The organism is Corynebacterium parakroppenstedtii, assembly GCF_019754935.1.
GTDB lineage: Bacteria > Actinomycetota > Actinomycetes > Mycobacteriales > Mycobacteriaceae > Corynebacterium > Corynebacterium parakroppenstedtii.
Genome location: NZ_JAGSOA010000001.1, coordinates 291,725 through 311,154, shown reverse-complemented (window position 1 = coordinate 311,154; position 19,430 = coordinate 291,725). Strand labels below are relative to the sequence as shown.

The window sequence follows — 19,430 nt, the reverse complement described above, 5'->3', positions numbered from 1 at the left end:
ATGCCTAAGTCCAGTGACAGTGATAACTCTGCTGAGTCCACCGCTGACATTATCGGGCATCTCAGTGAAGCCATCTCTCGCGTGGACACCAGCAGATCTATTGCGCAAGAAGAAAATGCTGTACGACCTGTTAGATCGCGAGCATTGCGCCTGTTGGATCACCGCGCTAGATCAGAGCAGGAACTGAGGGATCGTCTCCTCGATGCCGAGTTTCCCCAGGCTAGCGTGGATACCGTCATTGCCGACCTTGCCGAAGGCGGACTGATTGATGACCGCCGATTTGCCGAAGAATGGGTGAGGCAACGCAGAACGCGTCGGGGAAAATCTCGCCGTGTCCTGCGCGAAGAACTCCGAAGAAAAGGGGTCTCCGATTCCGACTGCGATCATGCACTAGCCGAGGTCAGTGACGACGATGAACAGGAATTAGCTCGTCGCGTTGCCGAAGATCGCGCTCGACGGATTCGGACGGCTCCCGCCGATCGGAAAGAACAATATGCCCATCTCCGACGGATTGCCGCAGCGCTGGCACGGCGAGGCTTTCCGGCGGGGATGTCACAGCGGATCGCTCATGACGTCGTAGAGGAGAGAATCACCGAATTGAGCAGCGATCCCGACGGGAAATAACACCGCCGAGAATCCTCAGAGCGTGCTGTAACTATTCGAAAGTGCTGCGTAGATCGCGGTGGGCCGGGTCATGCCAGTCGACCACGGCTTCATCCTTGGTCTCCACGCCCTGTTCTTTCTGGTGGGGAACATGGGCCACAATATTGCGCCGAGCACGCCCAGCCCGCAGCTGAAGCTCGATTCGCTCCGCGAACTTCGTCAGCCCAATGTTGACGATAATCATGATCACTGCAACAACAACGAGCGCCGCAAGGAAGTTTCGGTAATACGAAGCCGACTGAATGCCAGACCTCACCACTTCCACATACCCGATCTGATAGCCCAATGCGGAGTCCTTGAGAGCAATCACCATCTGTGCAATCAAGGCGGGGAGCATCGAGGCCACAGCCTGAGGAAGAAGGATGATTCGCATCGTCTGCCGGTGGGTCAATCCCAGCGCCAACGCGGCTTCAGATTGCCCGCTCGGGAGCGCCTCAATCCCCGAACGAAGAACCTCGGCAATCACCGCGCCGTTATACAGCGTCAACCCAAAAACAACAGCAGCGAAAGCCAACTGTTCTGAAGGGAACACCGCATATTCAGCGAAAAGCTGGTAGGCGAAGATCATCAAAATCAACACGGGAATAGCGCGGAAGAACTCGACGATTACCCCGCAGACCCGGCGAACGATCCACCGATGGTGCAAACGCCCAGTTCCCAGTACCGCTCCAAGAAGCATAGCCAAAATAATGGAAACAAAGGCGGCTTTCAGCGTTCCCCACAGACCGGGGAGAATATACGTCTTCCAGGTGGTCGACTTAATAAAAGGATCCCACTTGGATGCCTCCAGCTGACCATTCTTGGCCAGCACCGATATCGTCCACCCGATGACCAGAGCAGCAACGACGACAGTAACCGCCGTGAGAATGCGGTTGATCTGACGCCCGCGTGGGCCAGGGTTGTCATAAAGGACAGTTGCGCGAGTACTCACTATCGTTTCACCGCCAATCGTTTACCAGCCCAGCCGAAGAACAATCCCATGGGCAGGGTCAAGATGATAAAGCCGAGAGCAAAAATGCCGAACACCAAGAACAACTGGTCCGCATGATTCTCAATCGTCGACTTCATCAACAGAGATGCCTCGCCCACACCGATGACGGACGCGATGGTCGTGTTCTTGGACAACGCAATCAGGGTGTTGCCCAACGGAACAATCGACGCGCGAAACGCCTGGGGAAACACGATGGAAGAGAAATTCTGGCCAAAAGACAGTCCCAGTGATCGGCCGGCCTCCGCTTGTCCAAAGGGCACGGTGTTGATGCCTGCCCTCAAGGATTCCGCGACAAAAGCCGAGGTGTAGATGATAAAGGCCAGGACAGCGAGCCAGAAGTTGTTGTTTTTAATGAAGTTGTCGTTCTCGGGGGCGAGCGTCAAGCCCAAGTTTTGGTAGAGCCCGATCGATGAGAACAACACAATCAGTGTCAGGGGAGTGTTCCTCGACACAGTAATGAACAGTGACGATAAGGTGCGCAATATCCCGACGGGGCATACGCGCATGGCGGTCAGAACGATGCCCAGGATCAGTGAACCGATCCCTGAGCACACCGTGAGTTTGATGGTGACCCAGAATGCAGGCCATAGCGTATCGCTGAGGTCACTCCATAAAGTCGTTGTCTCCATTGATCCCCCTTATCCCTTCTGCAAAAAGCTGAGATCGCCGATGGCGGGTTCATCGCCCACGGGGAAGTCGTTGCCAAGATTCTTGTGAACAATGGACGCGTAAGCTCCAGACGCCCACATGTCTTTCAGGGCATCGTTGATTGCCTCGGTCGACTTGGTGTCGCCCTTCGCATGTCCGATCCCGTAGTGCTCATCGGTCCACCACGATCCGTCATCCTGTTTCATATCGACGACGCGAAACTCGCCCGGGTACTGGGTCGCAAACCCATACAAGATGGTGGCGTCGGTGGTTAGGGCGTCAACCTTCTTTTGGTGGAGCGCTTCCACACATGACGAGTAGGAATCGAACTCTTGTAATTGGACCTCGGGGAGCGCCTCTTTGACCTTCTGGGCGGGAGTGGACCCACTCACAGAGCACAAACGTTTTCCCTTATTCAGGTCTGTCAGAGACTTGATCCCCGCGTCCTTATCCCTCACCAGTAGCGCCTGATGGGTGACCAGGTAAGGCCCACCAAAAGCGACAGCATTCGCGCGCCCTTTGTTGATGGAATACGTGGCCGTAATCATGCCCACTTCGCCATTCTTGATCAACGTCTCTCGCTGCGCAGATGGCGTTTCACGCCACGTTATCTTCGGCTTATCCCAACCGTTCTTTTCTGCAATGTGGTTAATGACATACCGGGAGACATCTGGATCCACACCGACGAATTTCTTATCCGGCGTGCGCATTCCCATACCCGGCTGGTCATATTTCGTGCCGACGACGATATGCCCGGCTTTAATTTCGTCGAGGACACTCACGGGCTCCGACGACCCACACGCGGTGAGCGTCGGGGTGACGAAAACAAGGGCGGTCACCGCGGCCACCACCGCGCGCACGCGGGTGTGGCGTCGGAAAGAGTGGCGTCGGCACGTGCCCCGTCGGAAATAAGTAACAAACTGGCCGATATGACGGCCGGCGAACTGCATTCGTGTCATTCTTCACGCCCCCTTTTAATGACCGAGGATCTTGGAGAGAAAATCTTTGGCCCGGTCCGTCTGGGGATTCGTAAAGAAAGATTCCGGATCGGCGTCTTCGACGATGGCGCCGTCGGCCATAAACAACACACGATCAGCGGCACGTCGGGCGAAACCCATCTCGTGGGTCACACATACCATCGTCATGCCCTCTCGAGCGAGTCCGACCATGACGTCGAGAACCTCATTCACCATCTCAGGGTCGAGAGCAGACGTCGGCTCGTCGAAAAGCATGATTTTGGGTTCCATGGCGAGGGCGCGTGCAATGGCGACACGCTGCTGTTGGCCACCGGATAGCTGGGCGGGATACTTGTGAGCCTGGCTATCAATGTCGACCCGTCGGAGCAGAGCCATAGCCCGATCCTTAGCTTGGGCCTTACTCCGTTTCCGCACTTTGATAGGGCCAAGAGTGACATTGTCGAGGATGGTCTTGTGCGAAAACAGATTGAACTGTTGGAAAACCATGCCGACTTCCGCCCTTAGCCGGGTCAAACTCTTCCCTTCTTCAGGAAGCGCCTCACCATCGATCACGATCTCCCCATCGTCGATAGTCTCGAGCCGGTTAAGCCTTCGGCATAAAGTTGATTTCCCCGAGCCTGAGGGGCCGAGAATAACCACGACCTGTCCTGCAGGAATTGTCAGATTGATATCGCGGAGCGCGTGGTAGTCGCCGAAATACTTGTTGACATGGGACATTGAGATCATCGGCGGGCGATGCCCAGGATCTTTGGCAGCCGTTTCAGCGTCGGGATGAGGTGCAGAGCTGTCTGCAGCGTGTGCGGGAATGGACTGTGTCGACGGCGCTGTGACGTCGGATCCGGAAACTTCTGGCATACGGAAAAACTTAAAGGGTTTCTTTAGCCAAAGCTGTGTGGGAAACAAAAACTTAACAACACCGTAACCAATTCCCCGTCTGTCGGGGGTGACCAGTACGATAGTCCGCGATGAACGGCACAACCCCTGATATGTCAATTAATCATTTACAGACCATGAACCATTTCACTGCTTCTCCGCATTCCTCGGTTTCGACGACGACCACCCGCCCGCGCACCTATGAGGTGCGTACTTTCGGGTGCCAAATGAATGTGCATGACTCGGAGCGGCTAGCCGGACTTTTGGAGGAAGCCGGCTACGTGCCAGTAGGCAGCGACGATCCTGCCGATGTTGTCGTGTTCAACACGTGTGCAGTACGCGAAAATGCGGATAACCGCCTGTACGGAACCTTGGGCCAGCTGAAATCGGTCAAAGACACGAAACCTGACATGCAAATCGCAGTCGGGGGATGCATGGCGCAGAAAGACAAGGATGTCGTTGTTAAGCGAGCCCCGTGGGTCGACGTCGTGTTCGGTACCCACAACATTGGGAAGCTCCCGACTCTTCTGGCGCGTGCTGCCCACAATCATGAAGCGCAGGTGGAAATTGCCGACGCGTTAGAGCAGTTCCCCTCTGTCCTTCCCGCAAAACGTGACTCCGCCTATTCCGGCTGGGTGAGCGTATCTGTCGGGTGCAATAACACCTGCACATTCTGCATCGTCCCGAGCCTCCGCGGGAAGGAAAAGGACCGCCGACCAGGTGACATTTTGGCGGAGGTACAAACTCTTGTCGACGACGGCGTGAGCGAAGTGACACTGCTGGGCCAAAACGTCAACGCCTATGGAGTTCACTTTGAGGACCCGACGCTAGAGCGTGACCGCAGCGCATTTTCCAAACTATTGCGCGCATGTGGTGATATCGAGGGCCTGGAGCGCGTCCGCTTCACCAGTCCACACCCTGCCGAGTTCACCTCTGACGTCATCGACGCGATGGCGGAGACGCACAATGTGTGCCCGCAGCTGCATATGCCCTTGCAGTCGGGTTCAGACAAGGTGCTCAAAGAGATGCGTCGTTCTTATCGGACGAAGCGTTTTATGAGGATCCTCGACGAAGTTCGTGAGAAGCTCCCTCAGGCCTCCATTACGACCGACATTATTGTTGGCTTCCCTGGAGAAACTGAGGAAGATTTCCAACAGACGCTGGATCTCGTCGAAAAAGCACGGTTTACGAGCGCATATACGTTCCAGTACTCGCCTCGTCCCGGAACTCCTGCAGCGGCGATGGAGAATCAGGTACCGAAGGCCGTGGTGCAGGATCGATATGAGCGACTGGTTGAACTTCAAGAGCGAATCAGCGCCGAGCTCAATGCTGAGTTGGTTGGGGACGTCGTCGAGGTCCTTGTTCAGGCTGACGACGGTCGACGATCGGCTCTAACACATCGTTTGTCGGGCAGAACACGCGATGGTCGCCTGGTGCACTTTGCCCCTGATGCTGCACCGATGGAAGAAACAGCCCGAGCATGGGATTCCATTGGAGCAACTCCTATGGCACATCCGACGGCTTCCGGCGGAGTCTCCGTTGAAGAGTGCGTGAAACCGGGTGTTGATCGGGCGATCCGCGCAGGAGATGTGGTGTGGGTGCGTATCACCGATTCACGCTCTCACTTCCTGTTGTCTGACTCGGGCGTTCTTGCTCATCGTCGTATGCCGGCGGGGGACCGGACTGAAGCTGCTTCCGCTCCGACGCCCCGCGGTGTTGGTCTGGGAATGCCGACGATCAAGACGATGAAAAGGTAGCCAAGCTTGGTAAGCATCACGAATGAGCTTTACGGATTAGGGTAAGAAGCATGGCAATGAAGAAGAGGTCTGGACGTAGTGATGGCGACGGCTCGGCTCAGCGGCATCAACCTGCGAAAAAGCCCCAAGAGATGACGGCTGAGGAGCGCAGAGAAGCGCTTCGAGCTTTCGGCGAAAGCAAACGCGCCAACATCAACGTAGAAGAACGCTTGGCGTCGAGAACCGTGGTAATCAACCGTCAGCTTCCTTTTTTCTTGCTCGGGATGCTGGGGGCGTTGTTCGCCATTTTCCTCCCGCACTCGGGGAGCGTGTATGGCTTTGACGTTCTGTTTTACTCCGACCGCGCTCAAGAGATGGTCACCACGTGGCCCGAGCGCATCTACGTGTGGTTGGCGCTGGTAGGGGGAATCTTCTTACCCATCGGTGTGATCGTTTCACGCTCCACCCTCGTGGCTTGGGTGACCTGGGTCGTGTCCGGAGTTGGTTGGGTATTCGGTATTTTCGCGATCTGGATGCGGCAGTCACGTCCACCGACAGAGCCGGGATCCGGTCCCTCGTTCGGGCTTATCGTTGGGTTCGCCGCGATCATCGTTATTTTCGCAACCATCTCTACCGTCGTTTTCCGCCGATCAGTTCTCCAGCGTGTTTTGGCAGAAATCCGGCGTGAAGAAGCCGACCGCGATGATGAAGCGCGGGCTGCCCAGCAGCATCTTCGGACCGGTTTGACCGTTCAGGAGTACAGGGAGCCGGTGGATAACCGACGTGCACGTGCCAGGGAGCGCGCACATCAAGTGGCGGAAAACCAACGTAAGCGGAAACGACCGCCCGCGGATAAATAGGAGCCTTGATTCAGAACTCCCACAACTCAGAACTAAAGCCCCACGAATCAATATCGGGCACTATGCCCGGTTACTCGTGGGGCTTCTCAGTTCTCTGCGTGCTGTTAGGTCCGCCTGTCGCCCGTCGCTACTTAGTCAACTGCTTGCTGAGCAGTCTGAGCCCATTGCGCCCACTGCTCGGCTTGAGCCCGCAGGTCTGCGGCTTTCTTGCTGTTCCCAGCTTTTTCAGCGCTGTCCGCTGCCGCTGAAAGCTCATTGACTTTAGCCTCAAACTGGGCGACGCGAGCCTGCCGTTCGGGATCAGTCTTCCGCCATTGCTCATTCTCGACGTCACTGACCCGATTCTCCAGTGCACGGATCTTATCCTCGAACTCGTGGACACGACCCCGCGGCACGTATCCGATGCTTTCCCACTGCGATTGCAATTCGCGGAGAGCTTTCTTAGCAGCGTCCAAGTTCTCCTCAGGGTTAATCTTGTCGCTGTACTGCTCTATGAGCTGGTCTTTCTTCTCGGCGTTGGATTCATACTCACGGTCTTTAGCCTCATTAACGGCCTTCCGTGCCGAGAAGAACGTGTCTTGGGCGTGACGGAAGCGCTTCCACAGCTTGTCATCGATACCCCGTGGCGCGCGGCCAGCGGCTTTCCACTCCGTCATAAGGTCGCGGAACTGACGCGCGGTGTCTCTCCACTCCGTCGAATCCTGGATCTTCTCCGCTCGTTCGCAGATATCTTCCTTGAGGCGACGAGCTTCATTGCGTTTCCGATCCAACTCGGCAAAATGCGCGCCGCGGCGCTGCGAAAACTGCTCACGAGCAGCAGAGAAACGCTTCCACAACGCATCATCCGTTTTCCGGTCGATACCGTGGATGCTCTTCCACTCGTTCAGCATCTCGCGCAGTCGATCGCCGGATTCTTTCCACTCCGTCGAATCCGAACCAATGCGCTCAGCCTCGTCGATAAGCTTTTCACGCTGGGCAATCGTGTCCTCCCGGCGCTGTTTCTTTTCAGTTTCGGCCTGTTCAGCGACGGTGTAGCTGTCGTCGATAATTGAACTGAGCTGGTCATTAAGGCCATCAACATCGCCAAGCGCAGCTGATTCGGCGACTTTAGCCTGTAGTTCCTCGGCCGACTTGCGAGTGTTAGCAGCCTCTTCGGGGTGGGTGTGGAGACGTACGCGGAGGATATCCGCCTCAGTTTGCAGGCTATCGAAGTGCTTGCCGAAGAAAGCGAATCCTTCGCTCTTCGAGCCGGCTTTCCACTCACCGATAGCGCGCTCACCGTCACGAGTGATTAGCCAGACTGTTCCATCATCGTCGATACGCCCGTGGTCTTCGGGGTTGTTTGTCCGACGGGGCGGTGTCGTTGTCGCTGCATGGCCAGACATGGATGCCGGTGTGGGATGAGCGCCTCGGGGTCCAGGGATAGGCGCTGAAGGGACCGAAGAAGTAGTCATGGGCCGGTGTTCCTCACTCTTTCTTTCTTTGCCGCGCGGCACGGCTGCCAAACACAATCCACTGTTTAGACTGCACGACTTCCCGCCGAGAGTCTACCCGTTAGGATAGTGATGTGACCCATTCCCACACGGCTTCACCGGCTTCGTCGCCCGCACCCACGTCGCATCGACGACCCGATCCAACCGATATCTCCGACGCCAAGCCTGGGATGCGCCGGGGACGCATTGTCGCGCTTCTGCCGCCAACTCCTCTGCTTATCCCCGAAGCGACTGGTCACGCCCAGTATCCGGCACAACTCCGCACAGGAATTGACCGTGCCCGGCAGTGGATACTCCCTACCGACGGGCCCATCACTATTGCTTTCCATCCCGACGATTCCATGGCGACACGTCACGTTGGATCTCTCAAGGCATGGGGAATTGAGGTGAACGTGGGGGCGGGAACGTACTTGCCCGATCTCGTTCTGCGGGCCCTTCTTCGACGGTGGGGATACGACGGTGAGATCGTCAGCGTCGACGTTCACGACGTGCAGTTTCTCGCCGAGGATGGGACGCTGCTGGATGGGCCTCTTCTAATAGCCGCCGACGGGGGAGCGGGACTTCACCCTGACGCACCTTTGGGTGACGTGCCCGGAGCGTGGGCCCTCGAGGAGAAACTTCGGCGTTTTGTTATCGATCCCGCGGCTCAGGCGTCGGCACCATTGTTTGACGTGGCTGCTGCAGAAAACTGTGGGATTGACCCGGAACCATGGATCGCTTGGGCTGACTTTTGCCGAGCCCACCCTTCCAGTGTGAGTACCCTGTATCACTGGTCCTCCATCGATGACCGCGCCGATACCACCGCCGAGCAACAGGTTGGCCCACCCGCACAGGATGGGCCGCCTGCCTATGGAGGAATAGGTTTCCATTGTGGCGTATGGCAGCTCACCACCGTGATGTAGAACAGGATGATAACGTGCCCGCATCTCTGCCTTTCCCCGTGGCCGTCGTCGGTCCCACCGCGTCGGGCAAGTCGGCATTGGGCCTTGCGCTCGCGCACCGCTATGACGGAGAGATCGTCAACGTCGATTCCATGCAGCTTTATCGGGGGATGGATATCGGTACGGCAAAGTTGACGCCTGAAGAGCGCGAGGGCATCCCGCATCATCAGCTCGACAAACTTGATGTCACACAGCGGGCAAGCGTCGCACGATACCAACAATCTGCCGTCGATGATGTTGAAAACATCCGTTCACGAGGGAAAACGCCAATTTTGGTGGGTGGCTCCATGCTGTATGTCCAGTCGCTCGTCGATGATTGGCAGTTCCCACCCACCGATCCTGCAGTTCGGGCCAAATGGCAACAGCGCCTCGACGAGATAGGTGTTAAGCAGTTGCACAAGGAACTTGCTGCTATTGACCCAGCGGCTGCCGGCATTATCGAAGTCAATGATCCGCGTCGGACTGTCCGCGCCCTGGAAGTCATCGAATTAACAGGGAAGCCTTTCGCGGCATCACAGCCACCCATCAACGCACCAGCCCGATGGGGAACACTCATCATCGGATTACAAACATCATCAGAATGGTTGAACCCGCGAATAGAATTACGCACCCACACCATGTTTGACCGAGGCCTTATTGACGAAGTCGACGGCCTCACCCGGCACGGGCTCATTGCACAGTCCACCGCCGGGCGAGCGATCGGATACTCCCAAGTACTTGCCATGCTGGCCGGCGACATAACAACCGATGAAGCCATATCGTCCACCATCACAGGGACCCGTCGCTATGTCAGACGACAGCGTTCGTGGTTCCGTCGCGACCCACGAACCCACTGGATCGACGCGGCAGGGGACACCGTCAGCGAAGCGACGTCGATCATCGACAACCACGTCTAGAATGGCCCCATGCCCGAACAGATAACCCCCTTCAGTAAAGGCCACGGCACAGAGAATGATTTCATCCTCCTGCCAGACTTCGACGCCGATATCGACCTCGACCCAGCACTCGTCCGGGTTTTATGTGATCGGCGCGGCGGGTTGGGTGCCGATGGTGTGATCCGCATTGCTCGCACCGAAGCTTTGATCGATAAAGGCATCATTGCACGAGAGGCTGTTGGTGAGTCCGGCGATGGGGCACCAGAAGATACACCCGAGTGGTTTATGGATTACCGCAATGCCGATGGGTCGATCGCTGAAATGTGTGGAAATGGCTCTCGCGTATTTGGGCACTATCTGTTCGCGCACAACCTCGTGAGCGATTCGCCCCATTTTTCGATTGGTACGCGAGCGGGAGTGAAGCGCTTGACCGTCGTCAATCCGGCACAAACGACTGACTCATCAGCGCGGATCGCCGTCGATATGGGACGTGTGGGCATTATTGGTCAGTCCGTAGCTGCATTTGATCGACAGAGGTTTGCCGGTGTGGGGATTGATGTAGGCAACCCCCACTTAGCGTGCGTTATTCCCGATCTTGATGACGCTGGTCTGCGCGAGCTTCCTCTTCACCTCAAGCCTGTTCTTGACGACGAGTTCTTCCCGCACGGAGCCAACGTCGAGCTTCTTACTCCTCTTCACGCGGATGACAGTCGGGGTGGGGACAGCACAGTGTCGATGCGCGTCCATGAGCGCGGGTCGGGGGAGACCCGATCATGCGGGACGGGAACGGTCGCGGCAGCAGTAGCGGCCTTGGCTGACCGAGGTCAGGTCGACGGCACGGTCCACGTCGTCGTTCCTGGTGGTGAGGTCACGGTGACTATCAAGGACGAGCAGGCCACCTTGGAAGGTCCGTCGGTAATTGTTGCGTCAGGAACAATTAATATCGACCAATTGCGTGAATATGCCTCGGCGCATTATGCGCCAGCATTGCGTGGAAAAGACGACCTATAGCTAGAAGCCCCGGGAGTCCATCCATATGTGGACGGGCTAGTACGTGTCTGGCTTTCAGGAAACCGTACCACCGGGCTGTCGACTTGGCTAGCGTACTGTCGAGCCTCAACCCACGCTTCTTGTACTTCGCGCGCCATCTCATCTGTTGCTGAGAGGATGTGCTCCAGCATGTGAATGGTGCGTGCGTGGGTAACGACACCCTCAAGATCGTCGATAAACAATTCGCTCGACACCCTGGCTTTGTGGAACCGACTAATGATCGGATTCTCCTGGTGAGATTCATCCAAGAGCACGGAATGCGTGGATCGATCGGTAACAGCCTGGGCTGACGTGCCGTTCTGAAATGCTTCCCACTGGTCCAGAACTGCAGTGATGTCCGCAGCTGACAACTCAATGGACTGACGAACTTGTTCTTGTTCGGCGGAGAATGTTGACGTTCGTGCGATAACGATGGCGACGACAGCGCACGCGAGAACAAGCCCAAAGCCGAGCCAGTGGAAAATGATGATCAGACACAGGGCGATAACGGTGAGGATGGCGCTCAGAGAGATAAGACGCCATACCCGGACATCACGGTGAGGTGACGTCAGCGCCGGAACACCATCCTTATCGGTAGGGGAGCTGGTCACTTTTAATGGCCACCACATCCGCAGCCACCGCAACCACAGCCGCCGCCTCCGCCACCGCAGCACCCGCCAGCGCTGGTATCGGCCGCGACGGACGCTGTGAACAGCACTCGACCAGCGACAATATTGCCCTTGCTGATGTTGTCAGCTGCGGATTCGGGGAGGCACAGATCGACAGGGAAAGGGGCGTCGACATTGACATGCCAGAACGATTCGCCAGTGAGTCCGTTCGTCCGTTTTTCAGCGGACGTCACGACGAGTGATACATCCCCTGCGGCTGATGGTTCGGTATCGCCTGACCCTGCATTGACCACGGCTGCACCGTGCGAGATGACGAAACCAGTCGTTGCTCCGCCGGCGTCAGAGAACGCTTTTTCATCGGAATAAACGTGGGTGTCAACACCAAGAGCAGAAAGATTGACCGTTCCCAATTGGGTGGGCTCATCAACCAAAAGCGGGCCCTGGGCGAGGTTGGCGGCAATATCACACACGATGTTGCCTTCGTCATCATGAACGCTGAGCAGCGCTAAGACGTCGGATAGCATCGAAATTTCCGCTTCGCATTCGGTCAATGCATCGAAGCCTGCATACGCGGCATACGGTGGGGCAGCGAGGATGAATAGCTGCGCTCCACTGACGTCATTAAACGCGAGCAATTGTCCACCTGATAATTCACCGGTGACAAACAAAGTGCCGGTTGAGTAGGCTTTTTCTAAAAGCTCTTGCCAGGGGACGCCCCCCATTCCTAATGCTGTGAGCCCCGTCGTCGTGCGTGCTCCCGCAGTCTGGGAGTCAGCGGGGGTTTCGGTAGGTGTGCTCATAGAAGTCGATTCTAGCTCTCTTATGAATCCGGCCGTTCACGGGTTTGCTCACAGTGTTTGTTTGTTTCCCTCATTTTTTTGTTTATGCCCGTTTGTGTCGTGCTACCATGAAAACGGTTATAGGCCGAACAGAACCACAATTCTGAAAGACCTGGAAATAAGTTAAGGAAAACCAGACCGAGGACAACCACCCGCAGACCACCCCCTCGGTGAGCCTTCCAGATGGCTCCCTCTCTCTGGCAAGTAAGGACACGCGGTCACTGTGCACTGTGAAAGGTAGTGCATGGTGCACGCCGATGAGGAGACCTGGAATGGGAAAGATTTCCATGAGTCGCTCGGACCGTCACGACATTACTCCTTCGCCTGCCATGAGCACTCTTTACGACGTGCCACCAGGACATTCCGCAACGATTGTGGGCTCGGACGTCGATGCTCTTTTTGCTCGTCGACTCCGTGAACTGGGTTTGCGCGAGGGCACTACCGTTCATGTGGCTCAAAACGCCGCAGGCGGCGGCCGCATTGTGAAGGTTCTTGACGCTCGATACGCGCTCGATGCTTTTACTCTCAAGCACATTGCTATTTCGACCTCGTCATAGAGGTCATTTCCCCATGACGGTGGGGATTTTCGGAGGAAAAAATGAATGACTCGTTAGGTCCTCAGACGGAGGGTGGTGTCGCAACTTCCAGCGCGGCGACGGCCACATCTACTAAGGACCTCACAACACAATTTGCCGACGCACCATCTTGTCACTGCGAAAGCCACGGAACGGCCATGGCACCGAAGGGCTCTCCAGTTATCGCGCTCGTCGGCGCGCCGAATGCCGGCAAATCAACCCTGTTCAACGCACTTACCGGTGCAAAAGCCAAAATGGGCAACTGGCCGGGAACAACCGTGTCAGTGTCTCGCGGTGCATGGAAAGTCAAGAAGGACAAGCACAGCGCCGTCGATCACGCGGACTCGTGCGAAGAGCATGCGGGTTCCGTTCCGGTGGATTCGGCAGATGCATGCCCTCACTGCGCCAGCGATCACGGGGAGCCGAAGGCTGAAGAATCGACAAAGGGTGGACACCACTCCGAGACCTCACACGGCTCGGGTGAAACAGTCTATGACGTCATCGATTTTCCGGGGGCTTACTCTCTTGATCCGATGAGCCCTGATGAAGCTCTCACACGTGAACTCCTTTTGGAACGTGACGTCGAGGAGCGGCCAGATCTGGTCATCGTCGTCGCAGATACCGCCACGATTTCGCGTGGCCTCTATCTTGCGGCGCAAGTCGCTGAGCACCCGTATCGTATGGTTGTCGTCCTCACCAAGGGCGATGTTGCGCTAAACCAGGGGTTTGAGATTGACCCTGAAGTGCTGTCGCGGAAGCTTCAGGTTCCCGTCGTCGCGGTCGATCCGCGTAAGCGTCGCGTCGGTGAGTTGGCATCTGCCGTTGAAAAGCAGTTACAGATGCCGGCCGATACCGTCCGGCCGATGTGCTGCCAGCACATTCCCGATGAATTAGAGGGTCCGGACCGCGAACTGGCTGTCTCTGACGCACGTTTCAGCTGGATTGATAAAGCGGTCTCGAAGGCAACGATCCACAACGATCACACCCGGTCCGTCTCGGAAAAAATCGACCGCGTTGTTCTTAACCCCATCGCAGGGCCACTGATTTTCCTTGCGGCTATGTGGTGTGTCTTCGAAATTACGACGACGGTCGCCGCACCTCTGCAGGATTGGCTGGATAACTTCTTCAGCGGGCCCGTCAGTGATGGGGCGACATCCCTACTTCAGGCCTTGGGGCTTGACTATCCGTTTGTTCACGGGTTGATTGTCGACGGCCTGATCGGCGGCGTGGGAATGGTTCTGACCTTCGCGCCACTGATGGCGTTAATATTCTTATGCCTGGCTGTGCTGGAGGATTCGGGCTACATGGCTCGTGCCGCAGTGGTTGCGGACCGGCTCATGCGAGCGATTGGCCTGCCGGGTAAAGCCTTCATCCCGCTGATCGTGGGATTTGGATGCAACGTTCCGGCCATTTCCGCAACACGGGTTTTAAGCAACGCTCGTCAACGTATTTTGACTGCTCTGCTCGTGCCCTTTACGTCGTGCTCCGCCCGGCTGACCGTGTACGTCATGCTGGCCGCGACCTTCTTCCCCCACAACAGTGGTTCCGTTGTGTTCGCCATGTACGTGATCTCTATTGCATTGGTTGTGCTCACAGGGTTACTGATCAAAAACACCTTGTGGCGGCGTATGGGGTCGGAACCGCTCGTTATCGACTTGCCGGTGTACCAGTTGCCAGTGCCTCGATTGGCACTATCCGCCATGTGGATGCGTCTCAAAGGGTTCCTGCACACAGCCGGCGGGATCATCGTTGCGACGGTCATCGTCGTGTGGCTGCTGCAGTCGACTCCCGTCGTCGGCGGCCACAGCTGGGGTGACGACGACCTCGATCCGCAAGATTCGGTCTACGGCGCGGTATCGCAAACAGTGGCACCTGTGTTTGCCCCGGCTGGCTTCGATTCCTGGTCGCTGTCGGGTCCGTTGATCACGGGATTCATCGCTAAGGAAGCCGTGATTTCGTCGTGGGCTCAGACGTACGCCCTGCAGGACCCGTCGGATGAAGATGCTGTGGACCAGGGGCACTCTGCGCTGGCTCAGGCTATTCGTGAAGACTTTAACCACTCGTCAGGTGGTCACACGTACCCGGCAGTGTGGGCTTTCATGGTCTTCCTGTTGGCGTACACCCCATGCGTGGCTACACTGGCTGCCCAAAAGAGAGAAATCGGGTTGAAATGGACGTTGGTGGGGATAGCCATACAGCTGACAGTGGCCTGGGCTCTGGCCGTCGTAACGTTCCAGGCACTACGTCTTTTCTTCTAAAACATTTCCTCTATATTGATTCGTGAAAGCAGTGATAGCAATGCTGTTTCGTCGAGAACGAGACTTACCACGACGCGTTCCTTCGCGGGGTGACTTCTCCGGGCGAGCATCGGCATCGTCGGCTTCACAAGGTCCGCTTGCCATGGTTCGTGACGCCATTGCCTCTGGGGCCGTTGATCGGTCACGGATCGCTGAAAACACGGGCCTTGCCCGAACCACCGTCGACGCCTCCATTGAGCACCTCGAACGCATGGGTTGGTTGACCAAGAAACCGCTGGGTACATCCTGCCCCGGCGGGGGATGCTCATCCTGCCCATTGGGTAAGGCCGACGGAGGGGCTGGATGCGGATCGCACATCGGCGGAACAGGCCCGGTTGCGCTGGTTTTAACCCGTCGTCCACAGTGCTGGCCGGCTGCGTCCACGTCGGCTGTGCCTGAAGCTGTTAGCTCCGCGGGCCGGCACTAGGTATAGAGCCGTGGCATGGAGCCGTGACCTGTGTAGGCATAGCACAGGCATGCCACGGTTCATCAGCCTATAGCGAACGCACTACCGCGTGAGGGCTAGTCGTGAGACACTTGTGAGCAATGACTGAACGTTCACATAATTATCCGTCTTATTCGGACACCGACACTCACCTCACCGATGACCATGGCCGACGCGGAGGAGGCCTACATAACGACACAAGAGTTCGCCATGCGGACATGCCCACCGCGGGCGAACTCGACCTTAGCGAGCGAGACGAACTCCGCGCGCTGTCGCGGGGTAGCCAAGCTCACACGACGGAGCAATCCGATGGCTATGACGTCGAATATCGAAAGCTGCGGTTAGAAAGAGTCATTCTGGTCGGCGTATGGACCTCCGGGACTACCGCTGAATTTGAAGCAAATTTGGAAGAGCTCCGTGCTCTCGCGGAGACAGCCGGGTCTGAGGTCCTCGAGTCTTTTTACCAGCGGCGCGAGAAGCCCGACGCGGGCACATACATCGGATCCGGCAAGGTTGCTGAGCTCCGTGACGCGGTCCGATCATTGGGCGCAGATACAGTGATTTGCGACGGTGAGCTGAGCCCAGGACAGCTCATCGCTTTAGAAAAACAGCTCGATGTCAAGGTTATTGACCGCACGATGCTGATCCTCGATATTTTCGCTCAGCACGCGAAGTCCAAAGAGGGAAAAGCACAGGTCTCTCTCGCCCAGATGGAATATCTTTATACGCGGGTCCGCGGCTGGGGCGATATGATGTCCCGGCAGGCGGGTGGGCGAGCCGGTTCTAATGGCGGTGTTGGCCTCCGTGGCCCTGGTGAAACGAAGATTGAGGCCGACCGCCGACGGTTGCGTAAAGATATGGCTCGTTTGCGAGCGGAATTGCGGAGCATGACGACCGCTCGTGAAATCAAGCGAGATCGGCGGGATAACTCCACCACTCCGCAAATCGCGATTGCCGGGTACACGAACGCGGGGAAGTCGTCGTTAATCAATGCCATCACCGGGGCAGGGGTGCTGGTGGAGGATGCTCTGTTCGCTACCTTGGACCCCACGACACGTCGTGCAGAACTTGCCGACGGGCGAGCAGTGATCTTTTCGGACACCGTTGGATTCGTCCGGCACCTGCCCACACAGTTGGTGGAGGCGTTCCGATCGTCACTGGAGGAAGTTGCGTCGGCAGACTTGGTGCTGCACGTTGTGGATGGTTCCGATCCCTTCCCTTTGAAGCAGATAGCGGCAGTTCACGAGGTTCTTGCCGACGTTCGCAACAGTAAGGCGGAGACCATGCCGCCTGAAATCATTGTTGTGAACAAGATAGATCAGGCTGACCCTATTGTTCTCGCGCAGCTTCGCCACGAGCTTGACGACGTTGTTTTCGTGTCGGCGAAGACCGGCGAAAACATCGATGAACTCGCATCACGAATCGAGCTTTTCTTAAATACTCTGGATACCCATGTGAGGCTTCATGTCCCGTACACCCGTGGTGACATCGTGGCGAAAGTCCACGAATATGGAACCGTTATCGACGAACAATACGATACCGACGGCACCGTTCTTGATGTGCGCGTTCCAGCTCGTGTTGCTCAAGAGGTGAAAGAGTTTATTCAGGCGGACGAATACTCATAGTTCTCTTTGCTTACAGGGGCGTGCTCGTGTTTATAGGGGTCGTGGCAAGGATCTAACTGCTCAGGTTGAATAATAAGAAAGCGTGAGCGCAAAAAAGAGTCTTTTACCGTGGTCCGTGCATGGTGATGGAAAAACACCCCGGCCTGGTGCTGTGGTGGCCCCAGATGAGCGATTAAGTTGGCCTCGAACTATCGGCGTGGGAATGCAGCACGTCATTGCCATGTTCGGGGCGACGCTTCTTGTCCCCACCCTCACGGGGTTCCCCGTTAATACGACCCTGTTGTTCTCTGGCCTGGGGACGATGGCGTTTCTCCTTATAACGAGGAATCGCCTTCCATCATATCTAGGGTCTTCATTTGCGTTCATCGCTCCATTGACCGCTGCACATAGCGCGGGACTCTCCGCCCAGCTGGGTGGCGTACTTGCCGCGGGGTTAGCACTTGCGGTTGTGGGGCTCGTTGTCATGGCCGTGGGACAACACGCTCTTGGCGCCGTGATGCCTCCGCCCGTCACGGGAGCAATCGTCGCACTCATCGGTCTGAATCTGGCCTCTGCCGCCACTTCCAACGTGCAGAAGCAGCCTTTAGTTGCCGGCATTACTCTGGCGGCCATTCTGCTTTTCACAGTGGCTGGTCGGGGGATGATCGCGCGGCTAGGAATTCTTTTTGGTGTCGTCGTCGGGTGGGTTTTCGCGTCGCTAACAGGGAATTTAGCGCCAGGTACCTCTAAGACGATTGCGAATGCCGCATGGATTGGTTTCCCTCAATTCCATTCTCCCGTTTTTCATACAGGAATCGTTATCTCGACGATTCCCGTTGTCGTTGTGTTAATTGCAGAAAATGTCGGCCATGTGAAGGCTGTTTCTGCGATGACGGGAAGAAATATGGATGACTTAGCGGGGAAAGCTTTATTTTCTGACGGTATCGCGACGACGGTGGCAGGGTTTTGCGGCGGATCGGGTACAACCAGTTATGCCGAAAATATTGGTGTCATGGCGGCTACGCGAGTCTATTCGACGGCTGCGTATTGGGTTGCCGCTGCGACCGCAATAATTCTCGCCTTTATTCCTAAGTTCGGCGCTTTGGTGTTCACTATTCCCACTGGAGTTTTGGGTGGCGCGACTATGGTCTTATACGGCATGATCGGAATGCTTGGGATTCGTATTTGGCAAGATAACAATGTTCGATTTACCAATCCCGTTAACCTGACCGCTGCTGCAGTGGCGTTAATAGCTGGGATAGGAAATCTCACATTGCGGGTGGGGTCAGTCGATATTGAAGGTATTGCGTGGGGATCGGTGGGAATCATCATTGGATACCCGATTTTGCGCTACCTCTTCGAGCACGTTGGGGAAGGGCAGGATGCCAGCCAACGTCAGTATTAAAAATGGGGATGACCTAAAAGTTCGGTCATCCCCATCAATAGTGCCGTTGGTCACCGCGCAGTGGCGATCCCCACAACTACTGGATTATTCGTTATCGAGGTTCTGTGAAACCAGAGCCGCAATCTTCTCGACAGCTTCGGCGTTCTCAGACGAAACTTCCACGGTGTCACCGTGCTCAGCGCCCAAGGCCATAATCATGAGGGAAGAAGCGGCGTCGGCAGGTTCTGCATCATCATCGTCGGGAAGCGAGATCAAGATCTCATCATCGTAGTTAGATGCTTCCTCGGCGATAACAGCTGCGGGACGAGCGTGAAGACCAACGGTTGAACCGACAGTCACGGTTGTGGAAGCCATAAGTGAACCTTTCTGTTAATCAAAACAAGGTGTGGATCATTGGGATCCTCTTGTGCCAGAATAACGGACTTAAAGTCCTCCTGCACAAAGCATTTTATTTATTTCTACAGCGGTACTTATCGTAGCCGATAAGTTGCTGCAAGTGTGTTAGTTCAGATACGGAAAATGCCATGTGCCACAGCCTTTTCCGTATCTG

Annotated in this window: 19 protein-coding genes; 11 read left to right on the top strand and 8 right to left on the bottom strand. The window is 56.4% G+C overall.

Translation table 11 applies throughout. From position 1 onward, the window contains the following. Positions 1-624, top strand: coding sequence for a regulatory protein RecX (locus tag KCQ76_RS01340; protein ID WP_052722249.1), 624 nt, complete (start codon positions 1-3; stop codon positions 622-624). Between the two features lie 31 nt (positions 625-655). Here the strand turns inward: KCQ76_RS01340 and KCQ76_RS01335 are convergent, their stop codons facing one another. From KCQ76_RS01335 to KCQ76_RS01320, 4 genes are read right to left on the bottom strand one after another with little or no spacing between them, the layout of a single operon-like run. Continuing rightward, positions 656-1,594, bottom strand: a complete 939-nt coding sequence (locus KCQ76_RS01335; RefSeq protein WP_046202215.1) for an amino acid ABC transporter permease — start codon at positions 1,592-1,594, stop codon at positions 656-658. After that, a complete protein-coding gene (locus tag KCQ76_RS01330; protein ID WP_046202216.1) occupies positions 1,594-2,283 on the bottom strand; it encodes an amino acid ABC transporter permease in 690 nt (229 codons plus the stop codon). Before KCQ76_RS01330 ends, KCQ76_RS01335 begins: the two co-directional genes overlap by 1 nt. 9 nt (positions 2,284-2,292) lie before the next feature. Further along, positions 2,293-3,261, bottom strand: coding sequence for a glutamate ABC transporter substrate-binding protein (locus tag KCQ76_RS01325; protein WP_231725276.1), 969 nt, complete (start codon positions 3,259-3,261; stop codon positions 2,293-2,295). 15 nt (positions 3,262-3,276) lie between these two features. Continuing rightward, positions 3,277-4,005, bottom strand: coding sequence for an amino acid ABC transporter ATP-binding protein (locus KCQ76_RS01320; protein ID WP_046202377.1), 729 nt, complete (start codon positions 4,003-4,005; stop codon positions 3,277-3,279). Positions 4,006-4,289: 284 nt separating this feature from the next. Here KCQ76_RS01320 and miaB point away from each other — a divergent pair, with 284 nt between their 5' ends. Continuing rightward, a complete protein-coding gene (miaB, locus tag KCQ76_RS01315) occupies positions 4,290-5,909 on the top strand; it encodes a tRNA (N6-isopentenyl adenosine(37)-C2)-methylthiotransferase MiaB (RefSeq protein WP_046202378.1) in 1,620 nt (539 codons plus the stop codon). A gap of 50 nt (positions 5,910-5,959) precedes the next feature. Continuing rightward, on the top strand, positions 5,960-6,748 hold the full coding sequence (locus KCQ76_RS01310) for an Rv2732c family membrane protein (RefSeq protein WP_046202217.1): 789 nt from the start codon (positions 5,960-5,962) through the stop codon (positions 6,746-6,748). A 131-nt stretch (positions 6,749-6,879) separates the two neighbouring features. Here KCQ76_RS01310 and KCQ76_RS01305 read toward each other — a convergent pair whose 3' ends face one another. Then, positions 6,880-8,202, bottom strand: a complete 1,323-nt coding sequence (locus KCQ76_RS01305; RefSeq protein ID WP_046202218.1) for a DUF349 domain-containing protein — start codon at positions 8,200-8,202, stop codon at positions 6,880-6,882. A gap of 113 nt (positions 8,203-8,315) precedes the next feature. Here KCQ76_RS01305 and KCQ76_RS01300 point away from each other — a divergent pair, with 113 nt between their 5' ends. The 3 genes from KCQ76_RS01300 to dapF are packed head-to-tail and all read left to right on the top strand — an operon-like array spanning position 8,316 to position 11,068. Further along, positions 8,316-9,143, top strand: coding sequence for a hypothetical protein (locus KCQ76_RS01300; RefSeq protein ID WP_052722250.1), 828 nt, complete (start codon positions 8,316-8,318; stop codon positions 9,141-9,143). Further along, a complete protein-coding gene (gene miaA / locus KCQ76_RS01295) occupies positions 9,119-10,078 on the top strand; it encodes a tRNA (adenosine(37)-N6)-dimethylallyltransferase MiaA (RefSeq protein ID WP_046202219.1) in 960 nt (319 codons plus the stop codon). The genes KCQ76_RS01300 and miaA overlap by 25 nt, the downstream gene beginning before the upstream one ends. 9 nt (positions 10,079-10,087) lie before the next feature. Beyond that, positions 10,088-11,068, top strand: a complete 981-nt coding sequence (dapF, locus tag KCQ76_RS01290; RefSeq protein ID WP_046202220.1) for a diaminopimelate epimerase — start codon at positions 10,088-10,090, stop codon at positions 11,066-11,068. Here the strand turns inward: dapF and KCQ76_RS01285 are convergent. Both KCQ76_RS01285 and KCQ76_RS01280 read right to left on the bottom strand, forming a co-directional pair. Beyond that, complete coding sequence (locus KCQ76_RS01285) at positions 11,032-11,697, bottom strand: hypothetical protein (protein WP_046202221.1); 666 nt, start codon at positions 11,695-11,697, stop codon at positions 11,032-11,034. The two genes, dapF and KCQ76_RS01285, sit on opposite strands and share 37 nt — an antisense overlap. Before the next feature lie 2 nt (positions 11,698-11,699). Next, the gene (locus KCQ76_RS01280) at positions 11,700-12,515 is read right to left on the bottom strand and encodes a hypothetical protein (protein WP_046202222.1); all 816 of its coding nucleotides are present in this window, start codon (positions 12,513-12,515) and stop codon (positions 11,700-11,702) included. A gap of 311 nt (positions 12,516-12,826) precedes the next feature. Between KCQ76_RS01280 and KCQ76_RS01275 the strand changes: the two genes are divergently transcribed. The 5 genes from KCQ76_RS01275 (at position 12,827) to KCQ76_RS01255 (ending at position 18,880) form a co-directional block, all read left to right on the top strand. Next, on the top strand, positions 12,827-13,111 hold the full coding sequence (locus KCQ76_RS01275) for a FeoA family protein (RefSeq protein WP_052722251.1): 285 nt from the start codon (positions 12,827-12,829) through the stop codon (positions 13,109-13,111). A gap of 176 nt (positions 13,112-13,287) precedes the next feature. Further along, a complete protein-coding gene (gene feoB, locus KCQ76_RS01270) occupies positions 13,288-15,387 on the top strand; it encodes a ferrous iron transport protein B (RefSeq protein ID WP_046202223.1) in 2,100 nt (699 codons plus the stop codon). 40 nt (positions 15,388-15,427) lie between these two features. After that, on the top strand, positions 15,428-15,853 hold the full coding sequence (locus tag KCQ76_RS01265; protein WP_082089819.1) for a FeoC-like transcriptional regulator: 426 nt from the start codon (positions 15,428-15,430) through the stop codon (positions 15,851-15,853). Between the two features lie 236 nt (positions 15,854-16,089). Next, entirely contained in the window at positions 16,090-17,496 is a 1,407-nt protein-coding gene (hflX, locus tag KCQ76_RS01260; RefSeq protein ID WP_046202380.1) for a GTPase HflX, read from the top strand. A gap of 82 nt (positions 17,497-17,578) precedes the next feature. Then, positions 17,579-18,880, top strand: a complete 1,302-nt coding sequence (locus KCQ76_RS01255) for a uracil-xanthine permease family protein (protein WP_046202224.1) — start codon at positions 17,579-17,581, stop codon at positions 18,878-18,880. An 84-nt stretch (positions 18,881-18,964) separates the two neighbouring features. On the opposite strand, the gene KCQ76_RS01250 is transcribed toward KCQ76_RS01255, so the two are convergent. Further along, positions 18,965-19,234 (bottom strand): HPr family phosphocarrier protein, encoded by a 270-nt coding sequence (locus KCQ76_RS01250; RefSeq protein ID WP_012731732.1) that lies wholly within the window; start codon positions 19,232-19,234, stop codon positions 18,965-18,967. Positions 19,235-19,430: the final 196 nt, after the last annotated feature.